Raw genomic sequence first — 11,490 nt, forward strand, 5'->3', positions numbered from 1 at the left:
TGCGACATCGCCCGCACACCGGCTGGGTCAACGCCGGGACGACCACGACACGGGCGAATCCGCAGTGGAGTCCATCCGCCGCTGATGGCAGCACCGGGGACGGGGCGACCATCCCGAGGCCGGTCGGCTGCTGATCACCGCCGACTGCGGTGGTTCCAACGACCCCCGCCGCCGGACATGGAAGAGGCACCTTGCCGCCTTCGCTCTGGAAAGCGGGCTCGAGATCACGGTCTGCCACTTCCCGCCCGGAACATCGAAGTGGAACAAGATCGAACACAGGATGTTCTACCCCATCACCGCGAACTGGCGTGGCAGGCCCCTGACCAGCTACGACCGTCATCGAGACAATCGCCGCCACGACCCCCCGCACCGGGGCTCAGAATCGGCGCCGAACTCGACACCGGCCGATACGACCTGGGCACCGAAGTGCTACCCGCCGAGTTCCATGCCCTGCCGATCACACCCCACGCCTTCCACGGCGGCTGGAACTACGCCCTGGCACCGGTCGCACCCCGGCTCACCGAGCCGGCACCGAGCCGACAGCGGATCGATCCCGCCCTGACCGCCATGCTTCAGCGACCTGGCCCTGACCGGGATGTCACGATCCGCGTTCGACCGCCTGGTCACCGTCTTGGAACCGTACTGGGACGCCCTGGCCGAGGCGGCATTCCAACGACGCTTCCACCGCCCACGCAGCTACCTCCACCCACAGACCAGCAGCCTCGACCACTACCACCGCCTGCTGACCGCCCGGTTACGGCGCCGCCGAGCCGTCACCAGCACACTTCTGGCCCAGCTCCTGAACGTCCCCCGCCCCAACCTGTCCAACCAGTCCAAGACGGTCACCGCCTCCTGGACCTGCACCACATCGCAGTCACACCGCTACCCGGACCCCCCGCCCGCACCCTCACACAACTACAAACCCGCCTACCATCACCCGACGACACCTGCACAGACCAACTCTGACAGTTATTCAAATCCAAGCCCCAGCGGTGCCGGGGTACTGCCGCTGGACCCCGGCTGACCTGGTGCCCTTCTTCAGGAAACCGGTGTCGTCCCCGATCAGCACGCCATCCTTGGTGCCGATGGCCTCCACGACGAAGTCCCGCACATCGTCGCGGACCGCGTTCTCGTCCCACTCGGAGTGGTTCAGCAGGCGCTGCACACCATCGGGGCGGAGCTGGCCGACCTGCTCGGCCAGCGTCCAGCCGTTCTTCTTCTCCAGCAGAGACAACAGGCCCGTCAGGTAGTCCAGAGCCCGCTCCCGCGGCTCCGGCCTGCCGAAATGCCGGGCGAACCGGGCATGCAACCCTGCTATGCCCTCGGACCACGACTCGATCTGCTGAACCGACAGCGACTGTTCACACAGTCACATCAACGAGCAACGACGCCGACCGTCACGCCACATGCGGTTGCAGTATTAAGGGGCGTCGGACACTGGTTTCTCTCGTGCACCTTCCCGTCTCGCTGACCGGACCCGCACCATATGGCAGTGCTGGCACGTCCCCGTGTTGTCAGGGCTGCTCCCGTCAAAGGCGCCCACTCCGCAAGCGGCGGCGAAGCTGACCCGTTCCCAGAAGCAGTTCCAGTGCGTCGCCTCCGAGGCAGAGTGAGGCCGGCGCAGGCATCCAGAGCGCCGGGAAGTATTCGCGCAGGGCGTTGCGCAGTCGCTGGAAGATGAGGGTCTGTTCCCAGATGAGCGTCTGATGAGGGCGGGCAACGACCTTGATGGCCTGGGCCTGCTCGCTGTCTCCTGCGATAGGCCGCGGCTGGTCGCGGTCGATACGGACCATATTCGCCAGCGTGTGCGGGTCGCCCTTGTCGCTCTTGGCGCGAGAGGTGCCGTACCGCTCCTTGAAACCGGCGACCTGCCGGGGGTTGATCGCGTAGACCTGGTAGCCGGCGGCTATCAGAGCCTGAACCCATGGGCCGCGGTCGGTCTCGATCCCGATGAGGACCAGGGCGGGACCGAGCTTCTCACCACCGTACTTCGCAACGAGCTCGTGGAACCTGGCCACGCCGTCCACGGCCTCCGGCAGCTTCGCGACGGCCAGCTTCCGGCCGCTCTCGTCCTGGATTTCGACGTCATGGTGGTCCTCGGCCCAGTCATCGCCGATCAGCAGCAACGCGCTCTCCTCGTCGTGTGCTTCGCTTGCGGTGCAGCCTGCGGAAGACACGGCGCGCGGCCTAATGGATCCAGTGCTCACGCCTGGCTCGCCGGGCACGCCCCCGGGCGGGGACGTAGGCGCAGGCTCGAGGTCGGGGCGGAGTACTGGGGGCTGCTGGAGTCCGGGGTGGGCACGGTCGAGGCCTGTCGGCGGCTCGGCATCGGGAGGAGGACCGGCTGCCGGTGGCGGTCGGAACGGTGGTCTGCCGCCGGAGCGGGTGTCCGAGACCGTGCATTCGGGCCGCTACCTGTCCTTGCTGGAGCGCAGGCGCATCGCCACCCTGCGCGAACGCGGCCTGGGCATACGAGCGATCGCCGGACGGCTTGCCCGCTCACCCTCGGCCGTCAGCCGAGAACTGCGCCGCAACATGCTCGGAGACGGCAAAGGCGTCTGCGACGCCGGCCTCGCCCATCACCGCTCCCGGCAGCGGGCCGGGCGGCCGCGCGGAGCCAGACTGCGGCTCGGCGCCGGGCTCCGCGCCGAGGTCCAGAAAAGGCTCGGTCTGGAGTGGAGCCCCGAACAGATCGCTGCTCACCTGCGCGCTCTGTGGCCGGACCGGCCGGAGCGGCACCTGTGCCGCGAGAGCATCTGCCGGGCGCTTTACCAGGGCGCGAAAGGCGTCCTGGGCAGGACGCTCACCAAGAAGCTCCGCACCGGCAGGCCGTTGCGCAAGCAGCGCCGCAAGGCCGGCCAGCGCGCCCCGGGGTTCGCCGTGCCGGCGGCACTCATCGGCGAGCGGCCCGCCGTCGTCGGGCTCCGCGAGCGTGCCGGCGGCTGGGAAGGCGGTCTGATCACCGGCCGCAGGAACCGCACCGCCGTCGCCACACTCGTCGACCGCCGCACCCGCTGCCTCCGGCTCGTCGCCCTGCCTGGCGGACACAGCGCGGAACAGGTCCACACACGTCTCGCTGAGGCTCTCCGGGACGTCCCCGACAACGCGCGCATGATGCTCACCTGGGACCAGGGCTCCGAGATGGCCTGCCATGACCGCCTCGCCCCGCTGTTCCGCGACGGCGTCTTCGTCGCCCACCGAGGGCAGCCCCTGGCAGCGCGGCACCAACGAGAACACGAACGGCCTGCTGCGGCAGTACCTGCCGAAGGGCAGCGACCTGTCAGCCCACACACCCGACGACCTCCAGGCCATCGAGGACCGCCTCAGCAACCGGCCCCGGAAGACCCTGGGATGGCAGACCCCCGCCGAGCTCTTCGCCGCCGCTCTGACAGCATGACACCAGCAACGTTGCGACGATCATGCGAATCCGCCATCCGCTCCGTAACCTCAGCGTCCCGTACCGCCCGGGGGCCAGGCACGCCAGTGCGGCGGGCGTAGCAGGCGGTTCGGAGACCTTGAGGAGTTCAGACGTCCGTTTGACGTTGCGAGCTGCCGTTTCTCCGCCTCGATGAACGGGTCGTTCACCGGGTTTCCGTCGGGAAGAAAGCCGTCCCACGCTTGAGGATGCCGACGTCCTCGCGCAGCCTGCGATTCTCCCGCCGCAACGCGGCCAGTTCCTCGCGTTCACTGCTGGTCAGGCCCTTGCGCTCACCCGCGTCGGCCTGGGCAGTCGGACTCAGTCCCGCACCGCTGTCCCGGTCAGCGAAGTCCCTGGCGACCTGGCCGACCGAGCGGTCACCGCGCCGACACAGCCTGACGAACCCGGCCTGGGACATCATCCTTCCGGGGCAGAAACCCCTGATCTCAGATGTCCGTCAAAACGCAGCAAGCCCAGTCTGTTCCGTCGCCGGTGCGTAAGGGGTGCAGGCCCGGCGGATACGCACCTGGTCGGCGATGACGGCGGCGTCCCTGGCGTCGGTCTCCCTTCGTAGCGGTAGCTCACCGAGGCACGGTGGATGGCCTGCCGGAGATGTAGGCCCCGGCTGCCGCCTCTGCCGTCACGGGCTTCGGGATCCACTGCGGCGTTCAGCGAGCGCGGCCGGGGCTTCCCGGTTTGAGCCAGGACCCAAGCCCGTGACGCCGCCCATGCCCTCGCCGATTGAACCCGGTCTGTGCAAAGACTCGGTGCTTCGGCCAGGCGACGAGTCGAGACGGCGTCCCAAAATTGTGGTCCGCCGCAGCCGTTGGAACGAGCCCTCAACCTGATGAACACGGGTTCAAGGAGCCTTACGCGTGCAAGGCTTCAGATTCAGTGAATTTTCCCTTAAGATGGTGGCAATGTAATCAACGATCGGTTGCTTTTGACCTTTCAGTAACGGCTTGTGCTCATGGCGTGAAGAAGTTGACTTCACACGGCTCTCGCGGGCGATCAAAGAGCCTTTCCACGTTAACCACCGATCGGATGGTGGGGACGACGGAGTCACACGGACCGTGGTGGGTCTGTCACCTGAGCAGCGGCCATCCACCACCCTGGCGAGTGGCGGCTGAAGAGACTCAAATCTTTGCCCCCAGCGGGCCTGCAGGAGCGCAGCGTGACGCTGACGGACAGGAATTCGCACCAGAGCGGGACGGATTGATCAACATGGCGATATTGTGCAAACCTGCAGTCGCGGTCCCTGAGCACGTAATAACCAGCGAACAGACCCTTGACATCTGTCGGGAGACCCACCGGGATCATCCACAGCTTAAGCTGGCGCTCTCCATGATTCGTAACACAGGAGTGGAGAAACGTCACCTTGTTCAACCGATTGAGAAGACACTTAAGCACCCCGGCTTCGAGGCTCGCAATGCTATATATGAGCAAGAGGCCAAAAAGCGTATACCGTCCGTGGTTGCAGATGCGCTGGTTAACGCCCAGCTCGAGAAAACAGACATCGACGCGATTGTCTTCGTTTCATGCACTGGCTTTACTATGCCATCACTTACGGCGTGGCTGATTAATACCATGGGATTTAGGGAGAATGTCCGGCAAATGCCAGTGTCGCAGATGGGGTGTGCGGCTGGCGGATTTGCCGTCAATACCGCTCATTTGTATTGCTCAGCTTACCCTACCGAGAACGTCCTCGTTGTCGCGTGCGAGTTTTGTTCGCTTTGCTATCAGCCCACCGACACCTCTCTGGGGAGCTTGCTGTCGGCCGGACTTTTCGGTGACGCAGTTGGAGCCTTGGTGGTGCGGGGCGCGGGCGGCTATGGGCCTCTTGTGAGGCGAACTGCATCCTACCTGATACCCGATACAGTGGAATGGATTTCTTACGCTGTCAAGTCGACTGGATTTCACTTTCAGCTCGACAAGCGAGTCCCTGGAACAATGGAAGCACTCGCCCCGCCACTGAAGGAATTCACTAAAGGGCATGGCTGGGACGCGCAATTACTCGACTTCTATGTGATCCATGCCGGTGGGCCTCGTATTCTCGATGACCTTTCGAAGCACCTGGGCGTCGGTTCGGATAAGTTCCAGTTCAGCAGAGCGGCACTCAGTGAATACGGAAATGTGGCTAGCGTTGTCGTCCTAGAGGTGCTACGACGGCTCTTCGAAGAAGCTCCGCCCAGGCCGGGGGCGCGGGGAATAATCGCCGGATTCGGCCCGGGAATTACCGCAGAGTTGGCTCTGTGTAGTTGGGCAGCGGAGTAGGTGGAGGCGGATGGCGACTAAAATCGCGCCGTGCTTTACTTCCGCGTGTCGCAATATGTGACCTCGCCCCATGTGAGCCGAGAGCGTTGACAGTGGCCCTGGCGAGAGTCGAACGCCGTCTTCACTTCTACCCGGACTGGCGCGCATGATGAAAAGAGGCGCTGACCTCGATACAGGTGCACGCTGCGCATGCGCCTGCTGGATGTAGGAACGAAAGAGTGAGACGGAAGCCGCTGATGCAGGATTGATGTCGCCTCAAAGCCGGAAGGGAACCCTGGAAGTGAAAGCACTGGTCATGAACCGATTCGGCGGACCCGAAGTTTTGCAGCTGGCTAAGGTCGACGAACCCACACCAGGTCGGGGAGAGGTCCGTGTTAGAGTGTCTGCGGTCGTAGTCGCCCGCACGAAGGACATCTCCACGCGAGCCGGAAGGCCTCCTTTCGCCTCCCAGGTACCAAATTTCCCGCACATTCTTGGGACTGAGCATGCCGGGGTGATCGACGCAGTGGGGCCGGGCGCTGACCAGGCTTTAGCCGGCAGAAGAGTGGCGGTCTCCGCCGTGATCAGCTGCGGGAAATGCCGAGCCTGCATAATGCTTAGAGACGAGGCGTGTCCGTTTTTGCGCCTGGTCGGTATTCATCGGCAGGGGAGTTATGCCCAGTGGTGTGTGGTACCGCAGTCCAATGTAGCCTTACTTCCGGATGGCCTTCCGTTCTCGCAAGCTGCCGCATTGGCAGGGAACGGGCCCGTTGCACGCGCGGAGCTGGAGGCGGGTGGGGTAGGTCCCGAGTCAACTGTGATGGTGATCGGAGCAGCAGGCGCCCTTGGTTCGACCATTGCCTCCCTCGCTGATCATCGCGGGGCTCGCGTTATCGGTGTGGATCGGCTGGCTCGTAACCCAGGTTGCCTGGATGGCCTGCCACTGCAGGCGGCCGTAGACGGGGAGTCGGAAAATTTGGCCGTCACCGTTCGCCGCGTGGTGGGTGAGTGGGGAGTCGACTGCATCATCGACAACCTTGGCATCCCTTCCCTTTGGAAACAGTACTTTGCCGCGCTAGCACCGATGGGCAGGGTGGTTGTCGCGGGATCCATTACGACCGATCCGCTACCCATTCGAGTGTCCAACTTGTACCAGCGAAGCCAGTCTCTGATCGGCGTGCGGACGGGAAACAGGGCCCAGATTGTCGCTCTGTGGCACGATGTTGCTGCCGGCTTCCGGGTTCCTGCGTCCTTTGTGAGTATCCTGCCCTGGGAGGAAGTCAGTCAAGCCCATCGCGCCATAGAGTCCGGCGTCACTCGAGGGCAGGCTGTTCTCGAAGTGCCTTCGCCTGCGCAACAACCACCGGTGCAGTCATAGCTGAACCGGGAATTAGCCGTGAATTATTTGGAGATGCTATGCGGATGCGGAGGAAAACAGCGCAGCGGGAAACAGTACATTCCGCAACGGATCCTTGCGTAGTTCCCCTTCCGGTCGCTGAGCTCATACGCTCGAGGCGCACGGTGCGCCACTATCTTCCGGATGCCATCCCACCGGCAAGGCTTCATGAATTGGTCGAATTGGCGATGGAAGCCCCCTCCAGTTTCAATATTCAGGCGCGGATGATGGTGGTTGTTTCGGCTCGCGACGGACGTGATGCGCTGTATCATGCTGCAAAAGAGCAATCCCAGGTAAGGGAGGCACCCGTAGTCCTGGTTTTCCTGGCATCAACCAGCGCTTGGCGCGAGAATCCTGAAAGCGTCATCGAATCAGCCACGGAAAATGGCGCTTGGGACGAACGGTACATCGCCCGATACCCCGGGACAGTGAGCGCATTTCATGAGAACTTGCAACGGCGAGGGTTGCTGAGAGAATATGCGATAAAGGACGCAACGATCGCTGCAACGTTCACCATGCTCGCTGCAACGGCTCTCGGCCTTGCGGCGTCACCGATGAACGGATTCGACGAGGCGAAGGTAAAGAAGGCCATCGGGCTGGGGGATGACGATGATGATCTGCATGTAGCGATGTTGCTACCTGTGGGATGGCCAGCTGAGTGCCCCACACACCCAGGCCGACGCCCGCTCGCCGAGACCGTCTTCCTCGACGTATACGGCCGCAGATACGACGATGGCCACAGATAGTCGATCGGCCAATTACTACCGAAGATGTTGCTCAAAAAATTGCAGCGTTCGGTTCCACGATATCGAGGCGGCCTCGGCGTTGTACACAGCAGGACGCTGATCATTGAAAAAGGCGTGCCTAGTGCCCGGATAGTCGTGCGTAATCACGTTTCCATGGGATTGGTGGATCTGACGAATGGCTGTGCGCACCAAGGGTGCTTCTGAGAACCCATCCTCTTCGGCACAGTGGAGCAAGGCAGATTTACCAGCGTATCCGGACCAGTCAGGACTCATGCGCTCCCATGCCAACACCGGATAATAGCCGACAGTGGCTGTAACCGTCTTCATGAACGTCCCGCACCATAGCGCCAGATTTCCGCCGGCGCTGAATCCCACTGCACCGAGGCGACCGCTGCTCGCCCTACTGGCCTCTTCCTTAAGGAATTCGCCAGCTGCCGTCAAATTCCGGGCGACCTCATCCATGTTTAACTCAGTGAGCAACTGCTTTGCTTCGTTACGCTGATACGTCTGGGAGCCGCCATAAAGATCCACAGCCAGAGCTGTGAAGCCATTCGCTGAGAGGCGGTTGACGATCGCCTTTATATGGTCTACCAGACCCCACCATTCATGTACAACGAGGATACTCCCTCCGCCCTTAGCTCGGGCAAAGTACCCCTGAATGCCGGTTCGGTCATAAGCCACCAAGTCCCCCACGACGCCTCCAGCTTGTTACAGGGACAGAAGAAGGATTAAGTAAGCGGCGGGCCCGTAATCTCGCAGCCGTACTTACGCATGAGAGTACGTAGACGCTCCATGTCGAATTCCTGTGATGGCTGTGCGGAGCTATGGAGCGGTATCCCTCCTTCCAGGAACATTTTCTCTAGTCCCCCAGGGACCAGCATCACCAGTGCTTTGGCGCCTTCTTCCAGTGCCCTGAAGCTATGAGGCACCATCCGCGGACCGAAGACAAAATCGCCCGCAGAAGCGTTAAACATCGAATCTCCCACGCGAATTCTCATTTGCCCTTCGAGGATAAACCAACCTTCGTCTTCCTTGCGATGTAGGTGAGTCGGCGGTGAAAACCCCGGCCAGTAATGAGCTTCAGCCATGCCCAGTGACCCGGCGGTCTGTTCACTACGTGCCTTGATCTTGAAGAGACTGCCCTGCCACCACACCTCGTCATTATCCAGCTGCGGGACGATCATGACACCCTCCCCTAAATTCAGTAGACCTGCCTAGGCTGGATTTCGCCATCCCGATAGGTAGGAATGTTCTTCTGTGGCCAGAACTTGTTCCGACAAACGAAGAGGCGCAAAGGTATCAATCATCACAGCAGTCTCCTCCGTTCTTTCGATAGCCAAACCCCGCTCGGCGTTCCCCGGTTGCGGACCATGAATGAATCCGCCTGGATGCAGCGACATCGCACCCTGTTCGAAACCAGCGCCGTCCCTGCTGAGGAATGTGCCGGCTGCATAGTAAAGGATTTCGTCGCAATCCGCATTCGCGTGATGAGGCGGTGTACGTAGTGCTTGATCGCCGAACTCGAACGTTCGAGGGACGAAGGAGCAGAGAATAAATTGAGGGCTGACGAATGTCTGGTGTACTGGAGGGGTCCTGTGGAACGACCCGGTGATAGGTGAAAAGTCCCAGATGTTGAGCGCATACGGATACATGCAGCCGAACCATCCGTCAACGTCAAACGGGTGATGGTCCATGACGTATCGCGAGTAACCGGACCTGCTCCTATAAATCACGCTCACATCCCTGTCATCCAAGCTTAGTAGCTCCTCCGCGCTTCGGAGGTTCAGTTCGGAATAGGGTGCCGTAGACAGGAACTGTCCGTGTGTAGTCTGATAGTGTTTGGGCGGTGTGATGTGACCCGAGGACTCAATGATCAGCAAAGCGAGTGGTGTGTCGCCCCCAGGCACCCAACGGTGCGTGCATCCGGCTGGGATGACGACATAATCCCCCTTGTCCACTGGAAGAATCCCCATGGTCGACTGCAGACTGGCGGTGCCGGAGTCAACAAATACCAGCTCGTCCGCAGTGATATTCCGGTAGAGCGGGGATGACGTCCCGGACACTGAATAGCTTATGCAGAGATTTTCGTTACTCAGCAGAGGAACCCTCCCTGTCACCGCGTCACCGTCGTACGAAATCCTCTTAGGCCTCAGGTGCCGTGGGAGAAGCGGGTGGTTCGGTATCATCTCCGGCTGTGCAATCTTCAGGTCTTCAACCAGACTGACTGCGCTGGGGGAGTTTCTGTGATACATGGTCGATGAGTCGCCGAAGAATCCCTCCTCTCCGGCGAGTTCCTCGTAATATAGGCGTCCGTCAGCTTGCCGGTACTGAGTGAATGGCCGCCGGGGGATCTTACCAAGAGTCCTAAAAGGAGGCATTGAAACCATCCTCTCTTTCCAAATCTTTGCGAGCGATCAGGCACACTTAGTGATGGGGCATAACGAGCGGCGTCAGCTGTTCAATGCCGTACTTACTGCGCAGCATGTGCACTGCGGCTGTTCGGTCGTCCGGAGAGACGCCGGCGGAGACAATATCGGCAAGTTCCCGCATATAGAATTCGTGTTCTGGTGCGGCGTCAACCAAAAGCTTTGCAGGAGTAGGGCCCGGATTGAAGAAGGCGTGGGGGCAACCAGGTGGAATGAATACCACCGCGCCAGGTCCTAGCCGTGCGACAGGCGTACCGTCCCTAGACACCCAGGTTTTCCAATTCTGGGCGGTTCGTTCTTTGGGCTCGAAAGACAATACGTCCAAAGAACCTTCAAGCAGGAAGAACGTTTCTTCCATGGTCCCATGAATATGTGCGCCGATGTCTACACCGGGACTCACCAGAGTTTCAAATCTGGAAGCCACTTTACTCGCAGCTGCGCCCACTTTGAACGTGACTTGCATGGGCCCAAGGTCCAGCTTGTCACCTTCACCGGCCTTGATAATGAATCCATCACCCATTTTTCAGCCCTCCGATAGCTAACATCGAGCAAAAGAGGGGGTTCCATACCTTGGCCAACCGACGTTCACTGGCGGTGGTTCCCGGGTAATCCGCTCCTGTACCCAGTCATGGTCACGGTGGCAGTTAGTCGCGAGTGAAAGAGAGTGACTGTTAGCCTATGCTGTTGAGCTGTAGGTAGCCTCGTGCATACGCCATCGCCCACTTTTCCTCATTCGGTCCGAGACTTAGCCCTTCATCTGGAGACAGCGGAATAGGACGCACTTCGATCTCATCGTCTAGGGCCCTCCATATCAACCACCAGCCGACTCGGTTGCGTTCGGGAATATCACGCCAGACTAAGTTTGCATACTTCGCTGTCGTGGGGATGAGGGCTGTGGTGCCCTGCACCAGCTTGACCTCGATCGTCATAGAGCGCCTCCCAACGCGCAGGCGTAAGTTCAATGGTGACCCCTGTATCCGGAGTGAGCAACCTCGATCATGAGGGTCCGGCGGCGGGCTGCGCCGAACTACGGGCGCCCGGGCCTCCTCGCCCCAGGGACGGTAGGTGAGCTGGTGGGGTGGCTGGTCGGAGAGGACGCTGGTCTAACTAATACTGCAATCACAGTTAGGGGGTGTGTCCGCGTTGTTTGTAGTGGCTGTTGCGGGCGCGTGTCTGGCTGAGTCTTCGCCAGAGTGACCAGTGCAGATGGTGGCGGATGGTGAGGTGGGCGGGGTGGAGGAGGTGGCCGAT

At 61.3% G+C, this 11,490-nt stretch carries 10 protein-coding genes and 3 pseudogenes; 5 read left to right on the forward strand and 8 right to left on the reverse strand.

What is annotated here, in order from left to right:
* Positions 1–986, forward strand: a pseudogene (locus AC07DW_RS31670) (ISAzo13 family transposase); the annotation flags it as partial.
* Here the strand turns inward: AC07DW_RS31670 and AC07DW_RS31675 are convergent.
* Both AC07DW_RS31675 and AC07DW_RS31680 read right to left on the reverse strand, forming a co-directional pair.
* Positions 986–1,339, reverse strand: a pseudogene (locus AC07DW_RS31675) (transposase); the annotation flags it as partial. The pseudogenes AC07DW_RS31670 and AC07DW_RS31675 sit on opposite strands and share 1 nt — an antisense overlap.
* 190 nt (positions 1,340–1,529) lie before the next feature.
* Positions 1,530–2,126: an IS110 family transposase gene (locus tag AC07DW_RS31680; RefSeq protein ID WP_478861102.1), complete on the reverse strand. Its 597-nt coding sequence runs from the start codon at positions 2,124–2,126 to the stop codon at positions 1,530–1,532.
* A gap of 239 nt (positions 2,127–2,365) precedes the next feature.
* Between AC07DW_RS31680 and AC07DW_RS31685 the strand changes: the two are divergent.
* A pseudogene (locus AC07DW_RS31685) lies at positions 2,366–3,394 on the forward strand (IS30 family transposase); the annotation flags it as partial.
* A gap of 187 nt (positions 3,395–3,581) precedes the next feature.
* Here AC07DW_RS31685 and AC07DW_RS31690 read toward each other — a convergent pair.
* Complete coding sequence (locus AC07DW_RS31690) at positions 3,582–3,839, reverse strand: hypothetical protein (protein WP_478861103.1); 258 nt, start codon at positions 3,837–3,839, stop codon at positions 3,582–3,584.
* Between the two features lie 803 nt (positions 3,840–4,642).
* Here AC07DW_RS31690 and AC07DW_RS31695 point away from each other — a divergent pair.
* The 3 genes from AC07DW_RS31695 to AC07DW_RS31705 all read left to right on the forward strand — a co-directional run bounded on the left by AC07DW_RS31695 (position 4,643) and on the right by AC07DW_RS31705 (position 7,813).
* A complete protein-coding gene (locus tag AC07DW_RS31695) occupies positions 4,643–5,692 on the forward strand; it encodes a type III polyketide synthase (protein ID WP_478861108.1) in 1,050 nt (349 codons plus the stop codon).
* A 295-nt stretch (positions 5,693–5,987) separates the two neighbouring features.
* Positions 5,988–7,049, forward strand: a complete 1,062-nt coding sequence (locus tag AC07DW_RS31700; protein ID WP_478861109.1) for a quinone oxidoreductase family protein — start codon at positions 5,988–5,990, stop codon at positions 7,047–7,049.
* 44 nt (positions 7,050–7,093) lie between these two features.
* Positions 7,094–7,813: a nitroreductase family protein gene (locus AC07DW_RS31705; RefSeq protein ID WP_478861110.1), complete on the forward strand. Its 720-nt coding sequence runs from the start codon at positions 7,094–7,096 to the stop codon at positions 7,811–7,813.
* 15 nt (positions 7,814–7,828) lie between these two features.
* Here the strand turns inward: AC07DW_RS31705 and AC07DW_RS31710 are convergent, their stop codons facing one another.
* The 5 genes from AC07DW_RS31710 to AC07DW_RS31730 all read right to left on the reverse strand — a co-directional run bounded on the left by AC07DW_RS31710 (position 7,829) and on the right by AC07DW_RS31730 (position 11,168).
* Positions 7,829–8,494, reverse strand: a complete 666-nt coding sequence (locus AC07DW_RS31710; protein WP_478861111.1) for a dienelactone hydrolase family protein — start codon at positions 8,492–8,494, stop codon at positions 7,829–7,831.
* Between the two features lie 47 nt (positions 8,495–8,541).
* Positions 8,542–8,997 carry a cupin domain-containing protein gene (locus AC07DW_RS31715; RefSeq protein ID WP_478861104.1) on the reverse strand — a complete coding sequence of 152 codons (456 nt, stop codon included), beginning with the start codon at positions 8,995–8,997 and terminating at the stop codon, positions 8,542–8,544.
* Positions 8,998–9,027: 30 nt separating this feature from the next.
* Positions 9,028–10,200, reverse strand: coding sequence for a homogentisate 1,2-dioxygenase (locus AC07DW_RS31720; protein WP_478861105.1), 1,173 nt, complete (start codon positions 10,198–10,200; stop codon positions 9,028–9,030).
* 37 nt (positions 10,201–10,237) lie between these two features.
* Positions 10,238–10,759, reverse strand: coding sequence for a cupin domain-containing protein (locus tag AC07DW_RS31725; RefSeq protein ID WP_478861106.1), 522 nt, complete (start codon positions 10,757–10,759; stop codon positions 10,238–10,240).
* Between the two features lie 151 nt (positions 10,760–10,910).
* Positions 10,911–11,168 carry a hypothetical protein gene (locus AC07DW_RS31730; RefSeq protein WP_478861107.1) on the reverse strand — a complete coding sequence of 86 codons (258 nt, stop codon included), beginning with the start codon at positions 11,166–11,168 and terminating at the stop codon, positions 10,911–10,913.
* Positions 11,169–11,490 lie beyond the last annotated feature (322 nt).

It is taken from the genome of Streptomyces sp. NPDC045701, assembly GCF_056432045.1.